The sequence below is a fragment of the Paramagnetospirillum sp. genome (genome assembly GCF_058402745.1).
The window spans coordinates 115,138-137,909 of sequence record NZ_JBZVFI010000009.1 but is presented as its reverse complement, the minus strand read 5'-3'; the positions used below and the strand labels follow the sequence as shown (position 1 = coordinate 137,909).

Genomic DNA, 22,772 nt, shown 5'->3' with positions numbered 1-22,772 from the left:
CCGGTCAGCCCCACACCGGATCGCCCAGGGTGGCGATCTCGTGGCCCAATGTCGTGAAGTTCCCCACCAGGGTCAGGGTGTGATCCACCTCGCCATTGGCCAGGGATATGGCTTCGCGCACATGGCTGGCCAGGATGGTGACGCCCGGCTCGGCCTCGCGGCGCAGCAGGTCTTGCAGTTCGGCCACCACCGCCGCCTTCACCGCGTCGGTGGCGGGATCAAGCCCGCCGATGGTCGGGTCCATGGGCTTGGGCGTGGGGGCGAAGACCACCACTTCGGCGGTGACGGGGCGCCGCGTGTCAATATAGGCCTGCACCTCGGCCACCTTTTCGGCGCTGGGGATCAGCCCGCCCACCTGATCGTCACAGACGAACATCAGGCCGATGGTGCCGATGCCGAACCATTCGGGCCGTACCCAGGCCCGCGTCACGCCTGGCACTTCCAGCGCCCAGGCCACGTAATCATGGGAGGCACCGCCATGGGGCGGCTGTCGCACGCGGGCCAGCAGGCGGCCAAGCAGCGCGGCGGTTGTTTCCTCGTCCGCACCGCCGGTCATGCCGCCCGCGCCGATCACAAGATCGGAGGCGATGCCGGGCAGCGGGGAAACCATCCGCAGCTTGATGCCGGCCTGGGCGTTGCCGCCCGCACCGGCCTCGGCGGCCTTGGCCGGCGCGGCGGCGGTGCCGGCCACCACAAGGGTATCGGCGGTGGTGACGTAGACCACGCCGTCGGCGCGCTGCACTTGGGTGCCGGATGGAACCGTCGCGCCGTCATTGCCGGTGATTGCCAAGGTGCCCAGGGCGAAGGCCGGGGCATTGGGCCGGATACCGAAGATGGCGGCCCAGCGGATTACCGTCTCGCGGTCGCCGGTGTCGAAGGGGATTTGCCGGGAAATCCAGTCCTGAAAGCCGTAGAGGCCGTGCAGGCCACCGCCCAGGACGCGGGACAGGACGTTGAGGTTGCTGGCGGGCAGGCGGGCATCGGCGCCGGGCAGGCGGCTGTCGAAATCGGCTTCCTCGGCGGCGATCAGCGCGGCCAGGGTGGGGCGGGTGAAGGCCATCAGGCTACGTCCTTCCAGGCGGTAACCAGGTTATCGTTGGCGGACCACAGCCAGCCAAAGCGTTCGGGAGCCTCGGCGGCCTTGACCACGGTAATGGCGATCTCCAGCACGCCGGTGTCCTGCCAGGCGCACGTCACTTCGACGGCTTGTGCCACGTCCAGGCGGGTCAGCCACTCCAGGGCCTCGCGGCAATAGGCCTCGGCGCGCCGCGCGGTTTCGGGCGTGGCCTTTTCGCGGGACAACAGCCACAGGCGCGAGCCTGATAGCCATGGGGTATCGGTAGGGGCGTTGGCGGGCGGGATCACGTCGCCCCACCAGCCGCGCCGGTCGGTGGTGCCGTCCGGGATCACGTCGCCCGCCTCGGCCCGGCGGTCGGTGAACAGGGACAGGGTGATGGCGGTATTCAGCCCATGATCCTCGGCCAACAGGCCGCCGGAAACCACCCAATCGCTGGTCAGGGTCTGGCCGTTAAAGGCGGTTTGAAGGTCCATTTACGGTCCCTCCGGAGGATTGATAGGCAACGGGTCCGGTGTGACCGTCGCACCGTTCTGCCAAGTCTTGTGTTCCCAGGAGGTGCCGCCGGTCCATGTCCAGCGTTCGCCGAATCCCGCCACATCCCAGGACCAGGAACGGGTGGCGTGCATCTCCAAGTCCTCGGCCTCTAGGCGCAGCCTCTTACCCGCCTTGACCGTGGCGTTGAGCGGGGTTTCGGCGACGATGCCGGTACGGGTCAGATGGACCTTCTGGCCCTGATCGTCATAGATGGCCACCTCGCCGGGCTTCAGCTCGATGCGGTAGCGGCGGTCGCACATGGCGATGACGAAACCGTTGGAGCGGTCGCCGCCGAAGAAGCCGGCGAAGGGCTGCATGCCAGGCAGAGGATGGGACGTGAAGCCGTAATCCTGGGGCCGCTCCATGCCGTCGCGGATTTCGCCGGGCAGGAAGGTGGCCTGGATGGTCTGGCAGGGGCCGGTATCGCTCACCCGGTGGAGCGCGCCCTTGCCCAAGGTCAGGTTCACCCGGTTGCGCAACGGCGTCAGTAGGAAGTCCTGTTCCCTTTGCACGGCGGCGACGATCTCGCGCAGGGTCATCATCCGTCGCTCCCCAGTTGGGCCACGCGGTCGAAGGCGCCCGGCGGGTACATATTGAGGGTGGTGGTGGTGCCCTGTTCCCGTTTGGCAAAGGAGACGTTGCTGATCAGGAAGTTGCCCGCCGTTGCCAGCCAGTCATCATTGAAGGTCACGGTCTGGCCCGGCCGCCACAGCCCGCCGCCATCATGGTTCCAGCCTGCCACGGTGGCGGTGACCACGCGGCTTTTGCCTTGGGCCACGCGCTGCTCATGGGCGGCGCGCTCGGTCAGGTTGATGATGTTGCCCTGGGTTTCGGGCACGATGATCCTGGGCCGCCAGCGGCCCAGGGCGGCATCCTTGGCCTGGCCCTGTTCCTGGCTGCCGGACGTGGCGTCGGAACTGTCCGGGGTTTCGCGGGTGCCGCGCACGAAGATGTCGCTGAAGCGCCCGGTGAAGTCGTCGGCGGCATTGGCGGAAAGCACGTTGCGTCCGCGTGTCAGGCTGGCCACCGGGCGGCCCATGGTGCCTCGGCCGATGACCAGGTTGCCCATTCCGTCCGACCAGGCCAGCACACCCCGCAGGCGGCACATGCGCTCGATGCAGGATTGCACGGTATCGCCGGTATTCACCGCGACCCGCTTGAACGCCTCGCCGGTGTCGGTGAGCGTCATCACGCCGATGCCGAAGGGGCGGCACAGATCGGCGGCGATCACTTCCAGCTTCTGGTTCAGGTATTCCTTCACCTCGGCCGAGCAATCCACCAGATCGCCGGTCTTGTCGCGGCCACTGATCTGCACCTCGTGGGTGGCGGCGGCGTAGGCCTTGTTGCAGTGATCAATCCATCCGGTGAGCACCGTCACGCCGTCGATATCCAGGCGGCAGGCCTGGCCGGCGCGGATGGGATGGCGCACCAGAACAGCGTCAACCAGGTATTCCTCGGTCAGGGTCAGGCTGAAGTTGCCGGCCATGTGGTCAAGGTTCAGGGCCACGGCGGCGCTTGACCATCCCTCGTGGCACTGTCCGTCCACCCACAGGCTGACATGGTTGTCGGGTTCAGCCATCGGCGGGCACCCTCAGGATCAGGCCGCCGGGAATGAAGCCGGGATGGCGGATGACGGGGTTGCGCTCCAGGATCACGCTCTCCTTGCCCGCGTTGCCCCACAGGCGATGGGCCAGCACCAGGGCCGGCATGTCGGCGCCGGGCATCACGTCGGAAAGGCGGGACAGATCGGCGCCACGCGCGGTGATGTCGCGCACACAAGCGGCGCGCAACGTGGCCAGGGTTTGGTAGGTGGCGTCGGGCGCGGTCAACATGCGCTCGTCCAGCCCGGCGGCCAGTTCGGCCCGCACCGCCACGGCGTCGTCATAGACGGTGAAGGGAATGTCGGCGCTGGCCCTGGCGGCCTCCACCACGGCCAAGCCGCGTACCAGGGACACCATGGCGTTCTGGTTGGCGGCGGCCTGGGCTCGCATGGTGGTGGTGGGCGTGATGGTGGCGAAGCCAGCGCCAAAGGTGGTCAGACCCTGGGCTGCCTGGTAGCGCGGCCATCCCCCGGCGAGGCCGCCCAAGGCGCGGGAAAACAGGGTGCGGATGGAACCGACCAGACCCTGGGGCGCCCCGATCAGGGCTGCCAGGTTCGCGCGGGTGGAGGCCAGGCGGGCCAGGGTGGAGGAAATGCCGCCCATGCCCTGCCCCGCCACATTGGCCGGATTGGCACGGGTCAAGGTCAGGTTGATGTCGTCCAGGGCGGCCCCGGCCAGATCGAGGGCGCCGGTGGACACCTGGTCGTTGCCGCGTGCCGAAAACCCCTCGGCGAAATCCACCACCAGGCGGTCCCCGGCGGCATTGGCGGCCAGACCCACCCCATAGCCGGTGTCGGCGGTGACGGTGTGCAGGCCGGGCTTGTTGTACCGGGTGAAGGCGATGGTGAAGGCGCATTTGCCGCCTTCGTCTTCCGTCTCGCGCCACGAGAAATCACGCACCTGGACGATCCAGGTGGAGCCCCAGGGATCGACGTATTCCCCCGGCCCCTTGGCACGAAGCGCGGCCAACAGCCGTTCGCGGGCGGGCATGTAATCACCGCCCAGGCGCGATGCCAGCAGGAAGGCATCGACGGAATAGCGCTCCAGCTTGCCGCCCAAATCCTCGGCCCACCCTTCGTCGCGGTCGGGGTATTCATGGTCGGGGCCGCGCCGCCCGCCCCGGCCCTCGCGCACCCGCACTTCGAAGGGTACACCCCGGAAGCTGGCCGGGCGCTTGTTGTCACGCCAATTGGCCATCACACGCCCCCCTGCATGCTTTGCCCGGTGCGGGCAATTACCTGGACGCCGGGCGCGGCAGAGCGCGTTTCTGCCCGCATGCCGGCGGGCAGGATCAATTCCACCACCGTGTGGGACGGCACCGTGTGGGACGGCCCGGAAGAAGAGGACGCGGCGGCGGACGAGGCGGCCGAAGCCCCGCCCCCGCCTTGGGCCATGGCGGCGGCGCCCTTGGCCTCGGCGGCGGCCATCGCCGCGCCGGGCTTCGTCTGGTTGTCGTTGGCGGCTGTCTGGTTGTCGTTGGCGGCGCGGGGAACGGAGGCGATGGCGGCGCCCGGCACCGGGGCGGCGTCCGGGGCAATCCAGCCCATCATCTTGGCGAAATCGGTCAAGGGACCGCGCACCCGTTCCCAGATGGCCATGATGTTGGATACGCCCGCCTCCCAGGCTTCCGTCACCTTGGCCCATACCCCCGCGATGGCCTCGCCCACGGGCGCCACGGCGGCCTGCAGCTCGCCCCATTTGGCGGCCACGCCGTCCCACATGGCCAAGGCCACGCCGCGCACCGCTTGCCAGTTGTCGATGATCTTGATGGCCGCCCAGCCGATGGGGCCGGTGAAGGCCAGGATGGTGCGCCAATGCTCGGCCACGCCGTTCCAGATGGTGGAGAAGAAGGTCTTCACCTCGCTCCAGTTTTGGATGATCAGGGCGGCACCGGTGGCGATGCCGGCAATGACCAGGCCCACCGGGCTGGCGATGATGGAAGTGTTGAACAGGCCCCAGGCCAGGGTGGCCAGGCGGAAGACCGGCGGCAACACCAGGGCGGCGCTGCCCAAAGTGACGATGGTGCGGGTGGCCACCGGCGAGGCGGCGGCGAAGTCGCCCAGGGCGCGCACCACGGGGGCGAAGGTGGCGGCGGCCTGGCCCATGCCGGGCAGCAGGCTGGCGCCGATGGACTCGGACAGCTTGTTGACCTCTATGCCGAAGCCCTTGGCCTGCTCCTTGGCGGTCTGCATCATGCGCGAGAAGTCGGTGACCACCGTGCCGCTGGCGCCCGCGATCTCGGCCTTCAGCCTCTTGTATTCCTCCATGTTGGCCAGCATGGGCTTCAGGAAGTCCATCACCTGCATGTCGCCGAACAGTTCGCCGATCTTGAAGGGATCGCCCTTGGTCATGGCCTGAACCTTCTGGATCAGCACTTCCATGGGGTTCTCGCCGTTGGCCATGGCGTCTTTGAGTGCCTTCTTCAGGTTCACGCCATGCTCGGCGAACTTCTTCACGGTTTCCGGCGCGGTGGCCTTGGCCAGGAAGTTCTTCATGTTGTTGGCCGCCTCGCCGGGGTCCGCCGCGCCCTTCTTGGCGATCTGGAGCGCCGCGCCCAGGGTGGTGACGGCCTCGGTGCCCTGAAGGCCTAGGGTCTTGGCGGATGCGCCCAGGGCGGGGAAGTAGCGGGCCATGTCCTTCAATTCGAAGGCGCCCTGCTTGCCGGCGAAGGCCAGTTGATCCAGGGCCTTGGCCATGCCCTCGGGGGCCACGCCCAAGGTGTCGTTCAGGATGAAGGCGGTCTTGGCCAGATCGTCCATATCGGCCTGGGCGGCGGTGGCGGTACGGCCCAGGGTTTCCAGCATGGCGGTGGCCTTGTCCTGGGCCATGCCCGCCGAAACCAGGGCGGTGAAGCCCTTCAGCAGATCCTGAAGGGATTGGTTGGTGCGATCCGGCACGGCCAGGCCGCGAAGCTGGGTCTTCAGCGCCGCCACCTGTTCGTTGCTCATGTCGGCGGTGATGCCCGCCTTCATCAACTCGTGTTCCAGATCGGCGGCGATGCCCTTGACCTCGTCCAGCTTGGACAGCGTTGCCCAGGCCTGGCCCACATCGGCCAGGGCCTGGCCGAGATGGCCCACCGCGCCCTTCACCTCGCCCACTCCGGCGACGGCGCGGCCGATGGTGGCGTTGAAGCCCCCGGCCAACGCGGCGCCGATGATGATGTTGGTGGCAAGGTTCCCGGACACGGCGGTTTACCCCTGTTTCTCGAATTCGACCACTGCCGGCCAGAAAGCGGTGAACTCCCTGGCCGGCATGGCGGTGATGTCGCCCAGCCGCTGGCCGAAGGCCACGGCGAAGCGGCGGATCAGGCCCCGGAGACTTCCGCTTGGGGGTAGGGAAAATTTTCCAGCACCGCCTGCACCCTCTTGTAATCGGGCAGGCGGATCAGCTTCACCGCCTCTTCCGGCCAGCCGGAAATCTGGGCCACCAGGGCGATTTCCACCTCAGGCCCGCCCATGCCGGGGCGGAAGGCAGCGAGCTGATCGCCGATGGTGGGTTCGCGGATGGTGATGTTGGTGAAGGTGGCGTCGCCATGGGTGACGGCACGGGCCAGGATGATGGTGGTGGTCAACAGGGCTTCGGACATGGCGGGACTTCCTTAAACCGGCTCGGCCTTGGGGCCGTTGAAGATCAGCTTCACGGGGCCGCCATCCTTGGCGGTGAGCTTGTTGGTGTTGGCGCGGAAGGCCCCCCGGATCATGTAGGTCTGGCCGGTATCGCAGCGGAAGGTGATGGTGGCGTTGACGATGCTCTCCAACTCGGTCAGCGGCGTGGTGGCCGAAACCGGCACCTCGCATTCCAACTCGGACGCCTTCATCACTTCGGTGTAGCCCACGGTGCCGTCGGCCAGCAGCACCGGCTTGCGTTCGACGCCGCCCACTTCCAGGGAAGCGCCGGGCATGGAAGCCACCTTCTTGCCGTCGTAGGCGATGTCGGCGCGGCCAAGGTATTGCGTCATTGAAACCCCCTTTAAACGATGAACTGGATAAGCGCCGCGCCCTTGCGGTACTGGTTGACCAGATCGGGCTGGAGCAGGTGATCGGCGCGGGTGGGATCATCGGCATTGCGCTCGACGACCAGGGCGGCCTTGAAGGCGTCCACGTTCTCCACCCAGCCCCGTTCCTCCCATTCACGGGCCAGCGCGATGTTCTCGGCCTTCAGGATGGAGGGGGTGACGATGGCCTGGCCGGCGCCGAAATTGGTTCCATCGTCGGCCAGCTTGTGGCGGGGGAACTTCTGGGCCTGTCGCGCCCGCCATGTGCGGCGCAGCACCGAAAGGGTGGCCGGGGTGGTGGCATCCAGATAGCTGGGATCGGGCAGGCCCCAGCCGTTCACCTGGTAGGTGGTGGCCTCGCGCTCGATCAGGCAGCGCCCGGCCTGGTCCACCACGAAGGTGGCGATGCCGTCCCACAGCATCAGGTTGCGTTCCAGCTTGTCGAAACGATCCTTCTCGGCCGGGGCCATCATGCCCTTCAGGTGCAGGGTTTGGAGCGGGCGGGCGGGGTCGATGTCGATGGCCGAAGCCGCCGTTGCCGCGTAGATGGCCGCCACCTCGTAGGCCGGGGTGGGCGAGCCGTAGCACGGCATGATGGACAGGCAGAAAGCATTCAGGCTGTTGCCCAAAGTGGTCAGGGCCGCGTGGTTGCCCGCATGGGCGCTCCACACCTGGCCTTCGATCTGGCGCCCCGCGCTCCAGCGGCTGGTGAACTCTTCCACCACGGCGGCCAGATTGGCGCCGTCGGTATAGGGATTGGCCACATGGTGGTATTGCACGTCGCCCAAGGCCGTCATGCCCGCCACCAGATCGGGATTGCCCGCGCCGCCGGTGAACGGGGTGATGGCGAAGGCCAGGCCATCGGCGGGAATGTCGCCCTGATAGTAACCCAGGCGGATGTCCAGGCCGTTCCAGGCCTCGCCCTTGTGGCGCGCGGTCAGGTTGACCTTGGCGGGATTGACGCCGTCCACGCCCGCCGTGAACACCAGATCGGGATTGGCGTTGATGGCGGCGGCCAGAGTGGTGGCCACGTCATCGGCGGTGGCGGCGATGGAAACGGCGAATTGGATACGCTTGCCGCCGATCCACACAGTACGGGTGCTGGCGGCGGTGGCCGGGCCGGTGACGGTGATGGCGGCGGTGGCCTTGGTGCCGGCCGGGTTGTCGTCCAGCGGCACCAGCCACAAATCCAAGCGGTCGCTGGCCTTTCGGAAAGCGCGCGTCATGGCGGCGGCCATGGAGCCCCGGCCGCCCAACTGGACGCCGTGATCGCCGGACAGCACGCGCACCGGGACATTGGCCTCGGCGGTGCCGGTGGCCAGCTTCTGGGCGAACATCACCACGCGGGTCAGGTCCAGGGCCAGGCCCTTCACGGCGTGGCTGTTGTCAAACTCCACCTCGAAGCCCGGCAGGCGGGACGACAGGCTGACTTCGGAAAAACTGATGGCCATGGGGGCTTACTCCTTGTCCTTGCGGGCTTTGGCGTCCGGCTTTTCGGCGGGGGCGGCTTCAGCGGCGGCCTTCTTCTCGGCCTCCTCGCGCGCCGCCTTGCCCTTGGCGATGGCTTCGGCGGTGGTTTCCTTGACCTCGCCGCGATCCAGGCGACGCAGCCAATGCAGGTTGCGCGGCTTGGCCTCGCCCTCGGGGGGAAGCGGGCGGCCGGAAACCGGATCGCGGATGATGTCGCCGTCGCGGGCGGGCTTCAGGTACAGATCGGCCATGGGGTCAGTTCTCCAGAACGACGGTGTCAGCCTGGGCGGCGGGGGCCGCCCAATCGGAATGGGACGTGGTGAAATCGGTGATGCCCGCGCCGATGGCCATGGCCTCGGCCAGGGTGGTTCCGGCGGGCGCCGTGCCGCCAATAGCGGCGGTGGCTTGATCGGGGGTGTCGGTGCTGGTGTAGGTGGTGGTGAATTCCACCGCCATCACCGAAAGGCCGGGCATGGCGTTGTCCACCGCCGGGAAGGTGATGATGCGCGAGGGCACCAGATAGCCGATGGTCAGGCCCAGCTTCTGCCCGGCCAGCAGGGCGCGGGCATCCTGGATCATCTGGTAGGTTCCCACCGCCTCCCCGGCGCCGTGGCGGTTGGCGGATTGGTTGCGCTTGTTCTTGGCGGCCGCCACCACGCGGAAGGTGGCCTTGTGGCGATGGATGCCGTAGCCGGCGTCGCCGTCGCGCCCCTCTTCCATGAACCGTACCCAGAAGCCGGGAACCTGGTTGGCGGTCTTCTTCAGTTCCTCTTCCGTCTCGAACTCGGTGGCCAGGCCGGCGATGGTCTTGACGGAATAGCCCAGCAGGCCGCGCGCCTTGGCGCTGGCGAGGCGGGCAATGATGGCGTTCTCGATGGCGGCGATCACGGCAGGGCCTCGCGGATGTAATCGTTGACGATCTCCATCACCTCGCCCTTGTCGGCCTCGGACAGGCCCAGGAAGGGCCGCGCCGGAATAGTCACCTTGCGGCCCCGCCCGGCCTTGCCGCCCATCTGGTGGATGCGGGCGTAAATCACGTTGGTGCCGATCTCCACCTGGGTGCGGCCGGCCACATAGGTGAGCGATTGATACAGCCGCGTGCTGTCGCGCAGGATGGCCATGGAGCTGGCACGCCGGGCGGCCCCCTTGCGCAGATTGCCTGCCTTGGTATGGGCCTTGGCCCGGCCGCCCAGGCGGTTCAGCACGGTTTCGGCGGACAGCAGGCGCCAGGGGGCGCCGCTGGGGGATTGCTCGTCCTCGAAACGCTTCTGGGTGCTGGCCAGCAGGGCGGCGCCGATATCCCTCATCACCGGGCGCAGATCGCCCAGGCGAAGCTGAAGACGGAGCAGGGCGCGGCCGATCTCCTCGGCCGGGTCCTGTTTCACCGTGAAGTTGACACCCGCCGTCATCATTCGTTCCCCGGATAGGCGTCCATGACGCGGGTGGGGGGATCGAAGGTGGCCAGATCGTCCTGGCCGTCGGCGCTTGGCGCTTCGACGCCCGCGCATTCCAGGGTCAGGGCGCCCCTGGCCACATCCTTGAGGCCGGAAAGGGCGTCCTTGTAATTGTTCATCACCAGCTCGGGGGCGCCGTCGCGGTGCAGGAAGTACCGGGCGATATCGCAGGTCCAGCGCGTCACCAGATCGGGCACGGGATCAAGGGGCACCACGTAGCTGCCCGCCGCGTAGCCGTTCACCATCTGCTCGGCATCGGCCAAGGCGACGGCCAGGCTCTGGCCGATCTCGCCGGTGTCGGCGTCGTCGGTCAACTGCACCATCTCGTCCAGCCCGAAGCGGGCGGTCATGTCGTCGGCGGTGGCGTAGGCCATGGTTCGCGGGTTCCTTGCCCCGGACGGGGTTCCGTCCGGGGTCTGGGGTCAGGGGTTACTTGCCGCGCTTCTTGGGCGGCGGGGCGGGTTCGGGGGGCGGTTCGGTCTGGCCGCCGGGTTCCTGGGAACGGTCGGGCGGCGGGGCGTCGTCCGCCGCCGCCCGCAAGGCGGCCGGCTCGCCGCGTGCCATGCGGTGATCCGCCGCCAGCCACACCACCTGGGAGAGGAGGTCCAGGAAGGGCGGCATGCCGTCCACCTCGGCCAGAACCTCGCCGATCTGCTCCAGCAGATCGGAATGGGCCTTGGCCTGGTCGTAGATTTCCGGCTCGGGAACCGGGGCGATTGACCCCGTATCCATGTTCACGAGATAGGCCGGATTGGCGGCCTTGTCGTCCGGTTCCGCCGTTCCGTCCATGGGCGTGATCCGGCCCAGGTCCAGCAGCGGCTTGGCCTGGCCGGTATCGGCGATCTCCACCGTGCCGCCGTCTTCGATGCGACGGCCGTTGAAGCGGAGCGCCCCGTCTTTCACGCGGTACTGCATGGCGTCCCCCGTCAGTTGCCGGTGGCGGTCTGGATGAGGAAGCCGGCGTCCTTGGAGGCGACCAGCTCGGCTACGGTGTCCACCACGCGGACGCGCTGGCCACCACGGGCGCCGATGCTGCCGTCGGCCGTGGTGCCCGCAAGCTTCTGGCCGTACTGCAAGGTCATGCCCCAGGTGACGCCTTCCTTGTTGTTGGCGGCGGGGTCGATGAAGTGGCCGGCGATGAAGTCGCCCCACACCCGCTGGGGGGCCATGCCCTGGCCCTTGCGGTTGGCATTGATGAAGCTTTCGCCCACCAGGATTTCCTGCACCTCGAACAGCTCGGCCACCTGTTGACGGGCGGCCATGCCCTCGCCGTTGCCGTTGGGGAAGATGGACTTCAGAAGCTTGGGGTGGCGGCGCACGACGCCCCACACCACCTTGCCGAACACCAGGCGGTTGGGCCGCAGCAGCGGGGTGTCCAGCAATTCGGTGATCACGCCCACCGGGTCGGAATTGACGTAGTCGCTGAAGCGGTCGGTGCCGGCCAGGGCCAGGAGGTTGGTGGCGGCGTAGCTGTTCGGGTCGGCGGTGATCCGCGCCACGCGCTGCTCGCGGGCAAGATGCACCAGGTTGGTGGTATGCTCGGTGGCGAAGCCCAGAACGTCGGTGCCGGACGCCTTGCCCTGGTCAATATCGGCCTGGGGCACCGGGTAATCCAGGCCGTGATCCTCGCACTGGCCGGCCTTGGACACGGATTGGGTGGACACCTCGGCCGGGCGGCCGGTGCGGCCCACGGCGGTGTCGGGAACGGTATAGCCGGCCGCCAGATCGTATTCCTTGTAGGTGAACTCCATGGTGGCCAGCACCGGGTTGACGCGGGGCAGCACCTTTTCCCCGATCAGGGCGTAGGCCGGGTTGCGGTAGGCGATGGAAATGGCCGTCAGGGTGGGATTGACGACGAAGGGGGACGTGCTCATGGGATGCTCCCTTTAGCCCTGCATCACGCCGGGCGCGAAGATGTAGTCGATGACCACACCGGCGGTGCCGGCGCTGTCGGCGAAGCCGATGATGCGGACGTTGACGCCCGCCGCCGGGACGGCCTTCACCGCCTTGCCGTTGGCATCGGCGGTGAGCGGATCACCGGCGGCGACGGCGCCGCCCAGCATCACCTCGGGGATGCCGCCCATGTCCACGTCCACGCGGGAACCCGAAGCGGTGTCCAACTGGTTGGTGGTGCCCATCAGGGCATCGGTGGCGGCGGTGGCCAGGGCCACCTCGCCGTCATTGGCTCCGGGCTTGACGATGCGGAAGGGCGGAAGGGCGGTGGTCGCCCGGCGGCTCTTGGAGATGGTGCGGTTGCTCACTTGGTGGCGTCCTTCTGCACATGCGCCACCGCGTCGGTGGTGCTGATGGTGATGCCCTTTGCGCGCTGCGCCTCCTGGAAGTCCAAGGCGAGGCGGGCCAGTTCGGTGGGGTCGGGCGCGGTATCGACGGTACCGGGGCCGGGGGCGCGTTCGCGGAACTCGACGGTGGCGGGGATGGCCTTCAGCACCGCCTTGAAGATGTCGGCGGCGGGCTTGGTGCCCTCGGCGAAGTTCACCACCAGATGGTCGGCGGCGATGGCTTCCATGAAGTTCAGCAGGTCGTCCCTCGGCACGGGCAGCGGGCGGCCCTCAGCCACCAGGCCGTCCAGATAGGCGGCGTTCTGGTCACGGCGGAACACCGCCTGACGCTCGGCGAAGTCGGCCTGGTCCTTGGCCAGCTTGTCGGCCTGGGCCTTCAACTCGGCCTGGGTGTTGGTTTCCTTGTCGGCCACGGCGGGCTCCTTCGGGGTGGTTTCGGAATAGTTGGGGGTGCCGGGCACGTCGGCGTTGGCCTCGGCCTCGGCCAGGCCGGCCACGGTGTCGATGTTCCAGGCGGGCAGTATGCGGTCGGCCTTTTCGGCGCCTTCCCGTTCCACCAGGTGGTCGCGCAGTTTGCGGAACAGATCGGCCAGGGCGCGAAAGCCGCTGGCCCGCTGCCACTGGCTCACCTCGGCGAATTCCACCGTCACCACGCCGCCCTCGTCCTCGGCGAAGGCCACGTCCCGCAATCCCTTGATGGCGGGGGGCTGGGCGCCCAGAAAGGCGACGTGGCGCAGGTAGTAGGTGCCGGGCACCGGGTTGGCGGGGTTGTCGGGGGTGTACCAGGAGGCCGAACGCTTCTTGTAGGCGCCGGTGTTCACCAGCTCGGCGAAGTCGGCGTTCACCTGGCCGCAATCGGCCATCACGATGCCGCCGTCCAGGGACATGGACCTGACCCAGCCATAGGCGGGGGCCGTGTCGGACGGGTGGCCGATGACCAGCGGGGCCTCATGGGTGGCCGGATCATAGGCGGCGCAGGCGGCGGCCAGGGCGGCCTCGCTGAAATCCAGCGTCACGCCCTGCATGGCGGTGTGCCTGCCGGTCCTGAAAATCTCGATCCGGCGCAAGATGTCCTCCCCTCGGTCCAAACGACGTGAGGGGAGTGTGGCGGAAGGGCGTGGGGCTGAAACGACCGGAACAGTTCCGGGGGTGGTCCGGCCTTAGGCGCCAGCGTCGCCGTTAAAACGGTTTTTAAGGTCTTGGCGCGGGCGAAGGCGGAACGCCCGCCCGGTGGCCGCCGCCCGCCCCGCCAGGGCGGCCTAGGGGCGCGCGGGCGGGGGTTTGCCGTTGGGGCGAATGATACACTTCTATTGGAGGGCGGGAAGCCTTATGATGATGGGTGCAGGCGCCGGCCGTTCCAGGCCGCATTCCGATGGACGGCGCCGGGCGACGTGGCCGCGTGCGGGCGCCATAGTCTCACCTCCCGCCATCAAGAGGTCAGTCAGGCTCAGGAAAGATCCTGTCATGGATCCAGTTACCGACCTGGTAGGCTCCGACCAGATGGCAGACCGCCATAAGCGGGTGGCCGATAAAGCTGTGCCAGAAGTGTGATGTGATCACCAGACGGTTCCTTCTTTATTCCGACTTCCGATAGAGCCGTACGCCTTGGCGCAGGGCGTTCATGCCCGAGACCCCGCCCCGGAAGAAGGTGACGCCCGACCATTGGCCGCCATCGGCATCGGCGACGATGCCCAGGGTGGTGTCCTTGCCCAGGGCCAGCAGCTTGACGTAGCGGCGCCTGAGCGCCACACGGCCGGATTGGCTGGAACGGGCGAAGCCTACCCAGATTTCGGCGGGGTCCTTGACCAGCTCGGGGATGAAGGGAAAGAAGGCCTCGCGCCCATCCCGGCGGCCGGGCTTTTCCAGCATGTGGTCCACGATGGCCTGGGTGATGTTGACGCGCCCGCCGATGGGATCGGTGAAGATGGTGCCGTCGCCGCCGATGGCCTGGCGCAGCGCGGCGCGCAGCCCGGCTTCGTCGGCGGCCCGCTTGCCCAGGGCGGCGGCGGGGCGGGCGGCGGGCACCAGATCGGCGGGCGGGGCGGCGCCGGGGGCGTCCAGGGCCTCCCATGGGCCGTGGCGTTCCATGGCCAGGCTTTGGGCGCCGCGCCCCCATGCCGCCTCGCCCACGTTGTAGCCGAAACCGGGGTCCATCCCTTTCGGCGTCTTCACCATCACCGGCCCGGAGGGCGTGTTGACGGCCCGCTCCTCCCATTGGGTGACGGGCGGCGGGTCGGAGACCTGGTAGCCGTGGCGCTGCAGATCGCGGGCGGACAGCGTTTGCCAGGTGCATTTGCAGCCCCAGCCGTTCGGCCCCCAATGGGTGGATACCCACGGGTCGTCCAGGGGCAGGATGATGCCATGCCAGGCGGCGTGTTCCTTGCGCTCGTGGGCCGATGACACATGCACATACCGGCCATAGGGGCGCCGGGCCTTGGTGTCCATGGCCTGCGCCCAATGGCCGGCGGAATAGGCCATGCGCAGATTGGTGTTGTAGATGGTGGCGGTGCGCCAGCCCCGGCTGCCCTTGTAGCTCCAGCCATGCTTGACCACCGCCTGGTCGAAATCCTTGCGGAACTCGGCCAGGGTGGTGCCCTGCTCGATGGCCTTGGCCACCGCGTTGCGCAAATCCGCAATCAGCTCGTCCTTCATGGCCCCGGCCACCACGAAGGCACGGGCGTGCTGGCCCTGCCAAAGGTCGGTCCACGCGCGGGTTGGCATGTTCACCTTCTGCTTAAAGAAGGCGATGGCCTCGGCGAACGGGGTTGCGGTTGGTTCAACCGGCATCGTCGGTACCGGCATCTTCGGCAAGGCCGGTCAGGTTGGCCACCATCATGCCGTCGCCTATGGTCCGGGCCAGGTTGTCCACGGGCAGGGCCGCGCCGATCTCCAGCAGGCGCCGCTCCACCGTTTCCAGGTCGGTGGCGTCGTCCAGCATGCGGCCCAATTCGTCGATCAGGGCGGACAGCTCATCGCCCGCCACCGCGTCCAACTGGCCGGTCAGGGCATCGGCGGCATCGGTGGGCGGTGAACCTTCGGCAAAGGAGGGCGTGGCGGGCGATGGTGTGGGCGCCGGGGGGGCGGAATCGGCCGGGACGGCGTCCTTCTTCACCCAGCCTGGGCCGTAGGTGTCCTGGATGTATTCGTGCGTCGGCTCGAAGCCCATGGCGAACAGCTTCTCGTCCCGTTCGGCCTGGGATTTCTCGTCCGGGGCGTCGGAATGGTCGCGCCAGACGCGGGGGATGGCGGCGCCGGGATAGTTCCATTGGGTCAGCCAGGCCACCGGCCCGGCGATCAGGCTTTCACACAACAGGTCGTTGTCGGTCTTCACCACCTCCTTCAGGCGGTTCTCGTGAACCTGGGCCTGGGATTTGCTGGAGCCGTTGTCGGTGGTCATGGTCTGGCCGTTGATGATCTTGGCGATGGCCTCGTTCATCAGCCCGATGAAGTTCAGGTAATCGCCGCCGCTGCTGCGGGTGGCTTCGATCAGCTTGATTTCCACGCCTTCGGGCACCACCACGCCCCTGTCGGTGGAAATGGCCTGGAGCGCGGCCAGCAGGTTGCGCCGGGCCTTGTCGTCGGAGCCGCGCGGCGCCTTGCCCAGCGCCGTGGGCATGGCGTACTTCTCCTGGTAGATGCTCCAGAACTTCACGCCGTTGCGCTTCAGCCAGACGGGCCAATAGAGCCAATGGCCCAGGCCCAGGCCGTAGGGGTCGTCGTCGTCATCGCTGCCTGCCGAAAACACCCAGAACTTGCGATCCGGCATCACTTCGCCCATGGGATTGCCCGGCCCGATCAGGCGCAAGCGGCCGTCGCGGTCGAAGCGGAAGCGGCGCTGGCGGCGGACCTTGATGGCGTCCAGCAACACCTTGCCGTCCTCGGCCCGGTACAGGCATTCGCCAACGGCATAGCCGTAGAAGATGCCGCTCAGCATCTTCTCGCACACCCGGTCGAAGTTGATGGCCTCCAACTGATCGCGGATGAAGTCGGCGGCGGCCTGGTCCTGGGGGCCGGGGCCGCCGGGTTCGACGAACCATTCACGGGCCAGGGCGGCGGTGCGGCGCTGCTGCCAGCAGGATTTCACCTGGTCGTCGCCCATCACCTTTTCGTAGACGGCCAGATCGCCGCCGCCACGGGAGCGCAATACCTCGTCCCTGGGCAGGCGCAATTCGCCCACATAGAAGCCGGTGATGTCCTCGGCGCCGGTGGCGGCCACCTCCTCCATGGGCGGCGACGGGGCCTTGGCGGCGGCATCCTGTTTTCTGGCCATCAGTTGTAACCCTCCCAATTGCGTCCGCCGGTGCCGCCGTACTCGCCGCCCATGCCCAAAGCCTCTCGCTGCCCGATGCCGGTGGCGAAAGCGTCCATGTCGGGGGTGTCCATGCGGGTGGCGAAATCGGCCAGCACATGGGCAATTGCGCTGTCGCCGTGGCGCTTGGCATCCTGCTTCTTGTCCTCGCCCTTGCCGCCGCCCTTGCCCTCGCGCGGGATCACCGGCACGCCGCGCACCAGACGGATGGAGCGGTGATCGGTGCCAATCTCGGCATCCTTGGGCAGCAAGGTGGTGGCGTCTTCAAAGGCGGCTTTAAATTTGGGCATGGCGTCGCGGTACCAGGCCTCGGTCAGATGCACCTGGCTGATGCGGTCGAAGCCGAATTCCTGGGCCATCACCTCGGCCAGATAGGCGCCGTTGCCGGTGGCGTCCAGGGCGCCCGCCTGGAAGCGGGGCAGGCGGCGGACGATGTAGAAGCCGATCTGCTTTTGCTGTTCGAAGGGGATGTTGCGCAGTTCCAGCACGAAGGGCGGACGGCGCATCAGGTTGGGCAGAAGCTGCACCGGCCACTTCACCGAAAGGTCGCCCTTACGGGCGAAGTCCCAGCCGAAGAAGGATTGCAGTTCGGGGTCCATGGCTTCCAGCAGGGGCTTCAACTCGCGCTCGCAGAAATCCGCCGTCTCGGCAATGCGCAGATGCTCGGCAAGCTGGGCGAAGGAATCGGGGACGCCCCAACGCACCACCGGGATGTCATCGGCCATGCGGCTTTCAATCAGCCAGGCGGGCAGGTAGACGCCGGTGCCTTGCTTGGGGTTGACGTCCAGCTCCTCCTCGGCGTCGTCGCCGTAGAAGGCGCGGATCTCGGCCACCCACTCGTCCCTGGACGGCACCTTCTGGCCACGCGCTTCCAGCTTGAGCTTCACGCGGTCGTACAGCCCATCGGTCACCGCGTCGTCAAAGGTGATACGCAGCAGGGCGTAGGGCTTGCGGCCCTTGCGGCACTCTTCGACCATCTCGGCGAACGGGTTGGCGGCGCCGTCATGGGTGGAAATCACCAGCACCTTGCCGCCCCAGACCAGGAAGGCCAGGGCCGCCTTCATCAGCTCGGCCAGGTCGTCATGGAAGGCGGCCTCGTCCATGATGACGAAGCCCTGGCGGCCACGTAGCGAGCGCGGGCGGCTGGCCAGGGCGACGATCTCGAAGCCGCTGTCGAAGCTGATGCGGAAGGCCTGGATGGGGTCCTGTTTCCCCTCGGTGAAGAGGAATTCGCCCACCTCGTTCACGGCCTTGTTGAAGGCCTTGGCCCATTGGCCACAGGTGGCGATGAACTCGCGGGCCATGTCCAGGTTGTAGCCGATGTACAGCACGTCCATGCCGCCCGCCACCATCTCGGCACCCGCCATCAGCACCGCCTGGGCGCCGATGCCCCAGGTGACGCCGATGCGGCGCGACTTCTCGCAGATGGTCACGGCATTGGCGGCCACCGTTTCCAGTAGCCGCTTCTGGTAGCCCAGCAGGATTTCGGGCGTGGCGTCGATGGGCGGAAGGCCATCGTGGCCGCCGGGGAAGGGTTTGGCGTCCATCAACTTGCCTTCGCGAAGGCCGGGACGGCAGAACGCGCCATCGCCATCAGAACGTCCCGGAACTCGTTCGGAGTGGCGTTTCTGATTTTGGTCTTATCCTTGCCGCCGATCATGGCCATCATGCCCTTGCGGCGCGCGCCCTCGTATCCATACAGCTCAACCGCGCGGGGATGCAGGCGTTGCTCGCCCTTCCCCCAACGCAGGACGGGCAGTTTGATGCCGCAGGCGTAGAGCCATGTCGGCTTGTTCGCGAGGTGGCCGTAATGGCCTTGCTCCACATGGCAGGTCCAGCCGCCAAAGGCATCGGCACGCACCCAACCTCCCACCTTGGGCGGGTGCTTCAGGCCGAAGAAACGCCATGCTTGGGAGTCAGCCGGGTGTTCCAAGACCCCCCCCCAATTACGAACCGCCGTCAGTGCGGCGGCGAAGCAACCGTTGTCGGCCCCCAGCTTGAATTGATGAGGCTTGCGGGGAGACCCATGCCAGAACCGGCCCCACCGTTGGCAGGGCGGGTGCGCGACAACGGGCCACGGGCCGTCATATGAGCGGGCGTCCCGGCCTTCGTCCCACGGGTCCACGCCAGGGAGGCCGAAATAGGCGCCATCGGTTTCGACGTACAGGGCGGCGATCATTTGCCGATGCCCAGGATTTCGCGGGTGATGAGGGCCACGGTGTCCTTGGTCAGGCCCTGGTCCTTGGCCACCTTGGCGGCGGCGGCGGCGGCTTGCCTGGCCACCTCGGCGCGCACCTTCAGCTCGCGGTCGGTGTCGGCCTTGGCGGCGCTGGCGAGCGACTGGATGGAGCGGGCCACGAACATGGCCTCTTCCGGGTCCAGTGTGGCCACGGTGCCTTCCTCGGTGAACATCAGCTTGGTCAGCAGGCCGTGGGCCAGGGCGACGTTGAGGCGCGCGGTGCGGCCCTCGTCCATCACCAGGCCACGTTCCACCATGGCCTCGGCAATGCTTTGCTGGCGGCGCATCTCTTCCGTGATGGCGTCCAACTGCTTCAGGTGGCGGCCCAGGCCGGTGCGCGACGGCATGGCGGCGGCGGGCAAGTCCAACTCGCGCAGCTTGGCCATGATGGCGTCCAGGGTGCGACCGTCGCGGCGAAGGCGCCCGATCAGCTCGCGCAGATCGGCGGGAAGCTGGTCAACCTTGGAGGGGGTGCGCCGGGAGCCGGTGGCGGCCATGGTTCAGCCCTTGCTGGGGCGGGCCACGCCGTCCACCCATTCGTCACCCTTGGCGGTGCGCTCGCCCTTGGGGGTCACGTCCACGTCCAACACGTCCCGGCCCAGGTCTTCCAGGCTGACCAGGCCACGCAGCTCCATCCACCGCAGGTCGTCGCGGACCATGGCGCGGTCGATATAGCCGTGATACTCGCGCAAGCCCGCTTCCAGCGCGCTGGAATTGAGCGAACCACGGTATTCCACCAGCAGGCGCAGGATGACCAGGCGGCGGTCGGCGGTGATGACTTCGTTGACCTTGCTCACGTCGCGCTCCCCATCTTCAGATGCCCCTCAACCATTAGCCGGGTGAAGTGCTCGATCTTTTCCAGGTTCTCGGCCAGGCCCTTGATCTGCTCTTCCAGCCGGGCAATGGAGATTTCGGCGCCTTGGACCTTCTTGGCCGCCTCGGCGATCTCCTCGGCGGCGTCCTTGGCCTCCTTGGCGGCGTTGGTGGTGGCCTTGATGGCGGCCTCCATCTCCACGAAGCGGGTTTCACCCCTGGCCAGACGGCCGGTGATGTCGGCCACCTGGCTGGCCAGCTCGTCCACCTTGGCCTTGCTGGCGAAGGTCTTGGACAGCCAGGCCAGCACGGCGGGGGACGCCACGGCGAAGGCGGCGGAGACCAGGGACAGCCAATCCTTGAGGGCCATGTCGGGAAGCACCGTCACCTCCCCAAATGCCGCTCAAGGCCCGCCTGACACTCCACGCAGGTCATGGCGCGGGGGGCGGCCAGGCGGCGGGCCTCGGGGATCGGCTCGCCGCAGATCACGCAATCCTCGGCGCCGGTGCCCTTGGGCTGGGCCTTGGCGATGGCGGCTTCAACGGCGGCGTCCCGCAGGCGCTGATCGGCGGCCTGGGCCTGGTCGATGTCATCCATTGGACTTGCCCTCGCCCGCGCGGAGGCGCTTTTCCTTGCCCCGGTGCCAGGACGCCACGCCCAAAATGGCGCCGGGAATGCCGAACAGCAGGGCCATGGCTGACACCAGATCGGGCACCATGCGCAGCGCCTCGGCGTTGTGACTGGCCACCGCTTGGAAGGCCAGCCAGCAGACCAGGGCGGCGACGAAGATGAAGGCCACGGCGGAGGCGAAGCCCCAGAAGGGACGCCAGCCGGATACCCACCATTTCTCGCTTTGGGCCTCGGTGCGCATGGTGGCGTTGATCTCGGCCAGCCGCGCGGTGTCGGCGGCCAGGTCGTTGGCGGCGGCGGTGACGGCGAGCTGCTGGAGCTGCACCTTGGTGGTCGCTTCGATCTCGGCCAGCTTGACGGCGGCCTGGGGATCGGCCTTCACCGCCTGATGAACCGCGTCGGGGGTGTTGTCGCAACCCAGGGCGCTGGCCACAATCTGGCCGACGGCGGAACCGGCCGGGCCGGCCAGGAGGCTGCCGATCAGCGGCGCCCCGGTGCCCACCAGGTCGGTGACGATGCTGCCAACGTCTTTCCAGTCCATGACTTCCCCCTTAAGCGTTGGCGCGGTTGAGCCAGCCGCGTTCGAAGACGGCGAGCTGCGGCTTGGCGGCGATGAGGTCGCGGTAGAAGGCGGCGGCCTCGGCCTTCAGGGCGTCCAGCAATTTGTCGGGATCGGCCTGGTTGGCGAATTGGACGGTCTGGACGCCCAGCACCCCGTCCACGGCGACGGGGCACCAGCAATGGGCGATGGCGCGCTGAAGGCATTTGTGGGCCTGCCTCGGCCCCATGTTGACGGACAGGTCAAAGACCTTGGTGGCCACGCTGTCGCGGACAAGCCGGCCGTAACCGTAGCGGTCCCACCAGTGGCGGCGGTAGATGTCGGCGGCGTCCTCGGCGCTCATGGCCCGGATATCGGCCTCGTCCACAACGCCGTCGTGGTTGAAGTCGCCGTCCAGAATTCCGTCACCATCGCCATCCTTGGCCAGCTCGGCCAGGGCGTAGCTCAGGCTGACGCCGAAATTGGTGGCGCCGCCGGGATCGGCGGAGTTGTGGACGTAACCGCCCTCATGGGCCAGCACGATGGCGACGGCCTTGAGAAAGCGCGGGTCAAGGGCGGTGGTGGTCATGAAATCCTCGCATTGCCCCCGGAATGGTTCCGGTCTTGTCTTGCGAGGATAAAGAGGGACGCCTATTGGTGGAGCGCCGGAAGTGTTCCGGGGGAATAACGCGAGGCCCCGTGGCGAATACTTATCCCGCTCCCGCCCGGCGTCAAATCTTCTTGGCGGCCATGGCGAACAGGTCTTCCTGGCCGGTATCGGGGCGGGCGTCGTTGATAACCTTCTGGACATAGCGGGCGGTGCAGCCCAGGCGCAGGGCCACTTGCTTGCGGCTGCCGCTGGCTTCCAGGATTTGGGCCTTCTTCAGGTTGCGGTGGACGCCGCGTGGGATCACCAAGGTCTGGCCGCCGTATTCCTGGGCCAGTTCCTTCAACGCGGGCAGGCCGATGACGCGGGCCAGGGCGTGATCGGGGCCGGGATGCTTGGGGATGTAGGTTTCCACCCCGCCCACGGCCTCGCCCAAAGCCACGGCCAGTTTGGGGCCGATCAGCCGCGCGATGTCGGCCAGGCCGCGCGGCCAGGTGCGGATATCCTCATCCGTGGACATGCCCGCCCCCGGCTTGCGTATCGCGGATGCGTTCTCCAAGGTTCGCCATCACTTTTGTCAGCTTGGCGACAGCTTTGCCGCCATTGCATGCATCCGCAACCGCTTTCGTGGCGGCGGATGTGACAGATTGAAACTCTTGGGTGTCGCCCAGGGCGTACCTCAGACGTTCGATCTGGGCGGCGATGAAGGCGGCCTGGGGCGTAGGATGGGCGGCGAAGTCCACGCCGTGGCGGGTGGCCATGTCCTTCAGCGCCTCGATCACCCGGTAGGCGTCGCGGGGCGAAAGCCATTGCAGGGCGTCCACCTTGGCCACGCTCTTGACGAAGGCGGACAGGGCCTCCTCGGACGGGTTGCGCACCGTGCCCAGATGATGCAGCGACAGCCACAGGGCGCGGATTTTGCGGGACGTGGGGCTGTCATCCCTGGCCCGCCCGGCGGTGGGGGCGCTATTGCCGTTCAGATGGTCCAACATCGCCCGGATTTGACCGTCCGATAGCTCCTTGGCGCTGGCCTTGCCGGTGCGGGCCGTCAGCATGGCGCGGTAGGCGTCGTCGTCCAGACCGGCCTTGGCGGCGGCGGCATGCAGGGCGGCATAGAGATTGCGGCGGGCGGGGGTGGTGGTCATCGGCGGGGCTCCGAAAATCGGAGAGAATGGGCAGCGGCGGCATCTTGCGCGCTCTGATTG

29 protein-coding genes are annotated in these 22,772 nt (G+C 67.7%); all 29 read right to left on the bottom strand.

All coding sequences use genetic code 11. From position 1 onward, the window contains the following. Nucleotides 1–4 precede the first annotated feature (4 nt). Nucleotides 5–1,060 (bottom strand): baseplate J/gp47 family protein, encoded by a 1,056-nt coding sequence (locus ACV4UZ_RS07625; protein ID WP_491600301.1) that lies wholly within the window; start codon nucleotides 1,058–1,060, stop codon nucleotides 5–7. Beyond that, complete coding sequence (locus ACV4UZ_RS07620) at nucleotides 1,060–1,551, bottom strand: phage GP46 family protein (protein ID WP_491600300.1); 492 nt, start codon at nucleotides 1,549–1,551, stop codon at nucleotides 1,060–1,062. Before ACV4UZ_RS07620 ends, ACV4UZ_RS07625 begins: the two co-directional genes overlap by 1 nt. After that, the gene (locus tag ACV4UZ_RS07615) at nucleotides 1,552–2,154 is read right to left on the bottom strand and encodes a phage baseplate assembly protein domain-containing protein (RefSeq protein WP_491600299.1); all 603 of its coding nucleotides are present in this window, start codon (nucleotides 2,152–2,154) and stop codon (nucleotides 1,552–1,554) included. Then, a complete protein-coding gene (locus ACV4UZ_RS07610; protein ID WP_491600298.1) occupies nucleotides 2,151–3,191 on the bottom strand; it encodes a phage baseplate assembly protein in 1,041 nt (346 codons plus the stop codon). Before ACV4UZ_RS07610 ends, ACV4UZ_RS07615 begins: the two co-directional genes overlap by 4 nt. Beyond that, nucleotides 3,184–4,410, bottom strand: coding sequence for a DNA circularization protein (locus ACV4UZ_RS07605; RefSeq protein WP_491600297.1), 1,227 nt, complete (start codon nucleotides 4,408–4,410; stop codon nucleotides 3,184–3,186). The genes ACV4UZ_RS07610 and ACV4UZ_RS07605 overlap by 8 nt, the downstream gene beginning before the upstream one ends. Continuing rightward, nucleotides 4,410–6,398, bottom strand: coding sequence for a phage tail tape measure protein (locus ACV4UZ_RS07600; protein ID WP_491600296.1), 1,989 nt, complete (start codon nucleotides 6,396–6,398; stop codon nucleotides 4,410–4,412). Before ACV4UZ_RS07600 ends, ACV4UZ_RS07605 begins: the two co-directional genes overlap by 1 nt. A 119-nt stretch (nucleotides 6,399–6,517) precedes the next feature. Then, on the bottom strand, nucleotides 6,518–6,799 hold the full coding sequence (locus tag ACV4UZ_RS07595; protein ID WP_491600295.1) for a phage tail assembly protein: 282 nt from the start codon (nucleotides 6,797–6,799) through the stop codon (nucleotides 6,518–6,520). A gap of 12 nt (nucleotides 6,800–6,811) precedes the next feature. Then, nucleotides 6,812–7,171: a phage tail tube protein gene (locus ACV4UZ_RS07590; RefSeq protein ID WP_491600294.1), complete on the bottom strand. Its 360-nt coding sequence runs from the start codon at nucleotides 7,169–7,171 to the stop codon at nucleotides 6,812–6,814. 11 nt (nucleotides 7,172–7,182) lie between these two features. Beyond that, the gene (locus ACV4UZ_RS07585; RefSeq protein ID WP_491600293.1) at nucleotides 7,183–8,658 is read right to left on the bottom strand and encodes a phage tail sheath subtilisin-like domain-containing protein; all 1,476 of its coding nucleotides are present in this window, start codon (nucleotides 8,656–8,658) and stop codon (nucleotides 7,183–7,185) included. Between the two features lie 6 nt (nucleotides 8,659–8,664). Beyond that, nucleotides 8,665–8,928 carry a DUF2635 domain-containing protein gene (locus tag ACV4UZ_RS07580; protein ID WP_491600292.1) on the bottom strand — a complete coding sequence of 88 codons (264 nt, stop codon included), beginning with the start codon at nucleotides 8,926–8,928 and terminating at the stop codon, nucleotides 8,665–8,667. Between the two features lie 4 nt (nucleotides 8,929–8,932). Further along, a complete protein-coding gene (locus ACV4UZ_RS07575; RefSeq protein WP_491600291.1) occupies nucleotides 8,933–9,565 on the bottom strand; it encodes a phage protein Gp37 in 633 nt (210 codons plus the stop codon). Further along, nucleotides 9,562–10,089 carry a phage virion morphogenesis protein gene (locus ACV4UZ_RS07570; RefSeq protein ID WP_491600290.1) on the bottom strand — a complete coding sequence of 176 codons (528 nt, stop codon included), beginning with the start codon at nucleotides 10,087–10,089 and terminating at the stop codon, nucleotides 9,562–9,564. The genes ACV4UZ_RS07575 and ACV4UZ_RS07570 overlap by 4 nt, the downstream gene beginning before the upstream one ends. Continuing rightward, nucleotides 10,086–10,505, bottom strand: a complete 420-nt coding sequence (locus tag ACV4UZ_RS07565; protein ID WP_491600289.1) for a gp436 family protein — start codon at nucleotides 10,503–10,505, stop codon at nucleotides 10,086–10,088. Before ACV4UZ_RS07565 ends, ACV4UZ_RS07570 begins: the two co-directional genes overlap by 4 nt. A gap of 55 nt (nucleotides 10,506–10,560) precedes the next feature. Continuing rightward, nucleotides 10,561–11,046 (bottom strand): hypothetical protein, encoded by a 486-nt coding sequence (locus tag ACV4UZ_RS07560; RefSeq protein WP_491600288.1) that lies wholly within the window; start codon nucleotides 11,044–11,046, stop codon nucleotides 10,561–10,563. An 11-nt stretch (nucleotides 11,047–11,057) separates the two neighbouring features. Continuing rightward, the gene (locus ACV4UZ_RS07555; protein ID WP_491600287.1) at nucleotides 11,058–12,005 is read right to left on the bottom strand and encodes a phage capsid protein; all 948 of its coding nucleotides are present in this window, start codon (nucleotides 12,003–12,005) and stop codon (nucleotides 11,058–11,060) included. 12 nt (nucleotides 12,006–12,017) lie between these two features. Continuing rightward, a complete protein-coding gene (locus tag ACV4UZ_RS07550; protein WP_491600286.1) occupies nucleotides 12,018–12,392 on the bottom strand; it encodes a capsid cement protein in 375 nt (124 codons plus the stop codon). Beyond that, nucleotides 12,389–13,498, bottom strand: a complete 1,110-nt coding sequence (locus ACV4UZ_RS07545; protein WP_491600285.1) for a hypothetical protein — start codon at nucleotides 13,496–13,498, stop codon at nucleotides 12,389–12,391. Before ACV4UZ_RS07545 ends, ACV4UZ_RS07550 begins: the two co-directional genes overlap by 4 nt. A 508-nt stretch (nucleotides 13,499–14,006) precedes the next feature. After that, a complete protein-coding gene (locus ACV4UZ_RS07540; protein ID WP_491600284.1) occupies nucleotides 14,007–15,152 on the bottom strand; it encodes a PBECR2 nuclease fold domain-containing protein in 1,146 nt (381 codons plus the stop codon). Nucleotides 15,153–15,207: 55 nt separating this feature from the next. Next, the gene (locus ACV4UZ_RS07535; RefSeq protein ID WP_491600283.1) at nucleotides 15,208–16,701 is read right to left on the bottom strand and encodes a DUF935 domain-containing protein; all 1,494 of its coding nucleotides are present in this window, start codon (nucleotides 16,699–16,701) and stop codon (nucleotides 15,208–15,210) included. Next, a complete protein-coding gene (locus tag ACV4UZ_RS07530) occupies nucleotides 16,701–18,287 on the bottom strand; it encodes a hypothetical protein (RefSeq protein WP_491600282.1) in 1,587 nt (528 codons plus the stop codon). Before ACV4UZ_RS07530 ends, ACV4UZ_RS07535 begins: the two co-directional genes overlap by 1 nt. Beyond that, on the bottom strand, nucleotides 18,287–18,919 hold the full coding sequence (locus ACV4UZ_RS07525; protein WP_491600281.1) for a hypothetical protein: 633 nt from the start codon (nucleotides 18,917–18,919) through the stop codon (nucleotides 18,287–18,289). Before ACV4UZ_RS07525 ends, ACV4UZ_RS07530 begins: the two co-directional genes overlap by 1 nt. After that, nucleotides 18,916–19,476, bottom strand: a complete 561-nt coding sequence (locus tag ACV4UZ_RS07520) for a phage protein Gp27 family protein (protein ID WP_491600280.1) — start codon at nucleotides 19,474–19,476, stop codon at nucleotides 18,916–18,918. Before ACV4UZ_RS07520 ends, ACV4UZ_RS07525 begins: the two co-directional genes overlap by 4 nt. 3 nt (nucleotides 19,477–19,479) lie before the next feature. Then, nucleotides 19,480–19,776 carry a VpaChn25_0724 family phage protein gene (locus tag ACV4UZ_RS07515; RefSeq protein WP_491600279.1) on the bottom strand — a complete coding sequence of 99 codons (297 nt, stop codon included), beginning with the start codon at nucleotides 19,774–19,776 and terminating at the stop codon, nucleotides 19,480–19,482. Then, nucleotides 19,773–20,174: a hypothetical protein gene (locus ACV4UZ_RS07510; RefSeq protein ID WP_491600278.1), complete on the bottom strand. Its 402-nt coding sequence runs from the start codon at nucleotides 20,172–20,174 to the stop codon at nucleotides 19,773–19,775. Before ACV4UZ_RS07510 ends, ACV4UZ_RS07515 begins: the two co-directional genes overlap by 4 nt. Nucleotides 20,175–20,176: 2 nt before the next feature. Further along, complete coding sequence (locus ACV4UZ_RS07505) at nucleotides 20,177–20,389, bottom strand: TraR/DksA C4-type zinc finger protein (RefSeq protein WP_491600277.1); 213 nt, start codon at nucleotides 20,387–20,389, stop codon at nucleotides 20,177–20,179. After that, nucleotides 20,382–20,963: a 3TM-type holin gene (locus tag ACV4UZ_RS07500; protein WP_491600276.1), complete on the bottom strand. Its 582-nt coding sequence runs from the start codon at nucleotides 20,961–20,963 to the stop codon at nucleotides 20,382–20,384. The genes ACV4UZ_RS07505 and ACV4UZ_RS07500 overlap by 8 nt, the downstream gene beginning before the upstream one ends. A gap of 10 nt (nucleotides 20,964–20,973) precedes the next feature. After that, on the bottom strand, nucleotides 20,974–21,549 hold the full coding sequence (locus tag ACV4UZ_RS07495) for a glycoside hydrolase family 108 protein (RefSeq protein WP_491600275.1): 576 nt from the start codon (nucleotides 21,547–21,549) through the stop codon (nucleotides 20,974–20,976). 142 nt (nucleotides 21,550–21,691) lie between these two features. Further along, on the bottom strand, nucleotides 21,692–22,087 hold the full coding sequence (locus tag ACV4UZ_RS07490; protein ID WP_491600274.1) for a hypothetical protein: 396 nt from the start codon (nucleotides 22,085–22,087) through the stop codon (nucleotides 21,692–21,694). Next, nucleotides 22,074–22,712 carry a regulatory protein GemA gene (locus ACV4UZ_RS07485; protein ID WP_491600273.1) on the bottom strand — a complete coding sequence of 213 codons (639 nt, stop codon included), beginning with the start codon at nucleotides 22,710–22,712 and terminating at the stop codon, nucleotides 22,074–22,076. The genes ACV4UZ_RS07490 and ACV4UZ_RS07485 overlap by 14 nt, the downstream gene beginning before the upstream one ends. Nucleotides 22,713–22,772 lie beyond the last annotated feature (60 nt).

Excerpts from the sequence above, each read along its gene's own strand:
- ACV4UZ_RS07520 (WP_491600280.1), bottom strand. The coding sequence starts at position 19,476 with ATGGCCGCCACCGGCTCCCGGCGCACCCCCTCCAAGGTTGACCAGCTT.
- ACV4UZ_RS07580 (WP_491600292.1), bottom strand. The coding sequence starts at position 8,928 with ATGGCCGATCTGTACCTGAAGCCCGCCCGCGACGGCGACATCATCCGC.
- ACV4UZ_RS07570 (WP_491600290.1), bottom strand. The coding sequence starts at position 10,089 with ATGATGACGGCGGGTGTCAACTTCACGGTGAAACAGGACCCGGCCGAG.
- ACV4UZ_RS07555 (WP_491600287.1), bottom strand. The coding sequence starts at position 12,005 with ATGAGCACGTCCCCCTTCGTCGTCAATCCCACCCTGACGGCCATTTCC.
- ACV4UZ_RS07530 (WP_491600282.1), bottom strand. The coding sequence starts at position 18,287 with ATGGACGCCAAACCCTTCCCCGGCGGCCACGATGGCCTTCCGCCCATC.
- ACV4UZ_RS07560 (WP_491600288.1), bottom strand. The coding sequence starts at position 11,046 with ATGCAGTACCGCGTGAAAGACGGGGCGCTCCGCTTCAACGGCCGTCGC.
- ACV4UZ_RS07625 (WP_491600301.1), bottom strand. The coding sequence starts at position 1,060 with ATGGCCTTCACCCGCCCCACCCTGGCCGCGCTGATCGCCGCCGAGGAA.
- ACV4UZ_RS07540 (WP_491600284.1), bottom strand. The coding sequence starts at position 15,152 with ATGCCAACCCGCGCGTGGACCGACCTTTGGCAGGGCCAGCACGCCCGT.
- ACV4UZ_RS07505 (WP_491600277.1), bottom strand. The coding sequence starts at position 20,389 with ATGGATGACATCGACCAGGCCCAGGCCGCCGATCAGCGCCTGCGGGAC.
- ACV4UZ_RS07495 (WP_491600275.1), bottom strand. The coding sequence starts at position 21,549 with ATGACCACCACCGCCCTTGACCCGCGCTTTCTCAAGGCCGTCGCCATC.
- ACV4UZ_RS07620 (WP_491600300.1), bottom strand. The coding sequence starts at position 1,551 with ATGGACCTTCAAACCGCCTTTAACGGCCAGACCCTGACCAGCGATTGG.
- ACV4UZ_RS07535 (WP_491600283.1), bottom strand. The coding sequence starts at position 16,701 with ATGGCCAGAAAACAGGATGCCGCCGCCAAGGCCCCGTCGCCGCCCATG.
- ACV4UZ_RS07585 (WP_491600293.1), bottom strand. The coding sequence starts at position 8,658 with ATGGCCATCAGTTTTTCCGAAGTCAGCCTGTCGTCCCGCCTGCCGGGC.
- ACV4UZ_RS07595 (WP_491600295.1), bottom strand. The coding sequence starts at position 6,799 with ATGTCCGAAGCCCTGTTGACCACCACCATCATCCTGGCCCGTGCCGTC.
- ACV4UZ_RS07525 (WP_491600281.1), bottom strand. The coding sequence starts at position 18,919 with ATGATCGCCGCCCTGTACGTCGAAACCGATGGCGCCTATTTCGGCCTC.
- ACV4UZ_RS07565 (WP_491600289.1), bottom strand. The coding sequence starts at position 10,505 with ATGGCCTACGCCACCGCCGACGACATGACCGCCCGCTTCGGGCTGGAC.
- ACV4UZ_RS07500 (WP_491600276.1), bottom strand. The coding sequence starts at position 20,963 with ATGGACTGGAAAGACGTTGGCAGCATCGTCACCGACCTGGTGGGCACC.
- ACV4UZ_RS07590 (WP_491600294.1), bottom strand. The coding sequence starts at position 7,171 with ATGACGCAATACCTTGGCCGCGCCGACATCGCCTACGACGGCAAGAAG.
- ACV4UZ_RS07615 (WP_491600299.1), bottom strand. The coding sequence starts at position 2,154 with ATGATGACCCTGCGCGAGATCGTCGCCGCCGTGCAAAGGGAACAGGAC.
- ACV4UZ_RS07610 (WP_491600298.1), bottom strand. The coding sequence starts at position 3,191 with ATGGCTGAACCCGACAACCATGTCAGCCTGTGGGTGGACGGACAGTGC.
- ACV4UZ_RS07605 (WP_491600297.1), bottom strand. The coding sequence starts at position 4,410 with ATGGCCAATTGGCGTGACAACAAGCGCCCGGCCAGCTTCCGGGGTGTA.
- ACV4UZ_RS07485 (WP_491600273.1), bottom strand. The coding sequence starts at position 22,712 with ATGACCACCACCCCCGCCCGCCGCAATCTCTATGCCGCCCTGCATGCC.
- ACV4UZ_RS07490 (WP_491600274.1), bottom strand. The coding sequence starts at position 22,087 with ATGTCCACGGATGAGGATATCCGCACCTGGCCGCGCGGCCTGGCCGAC.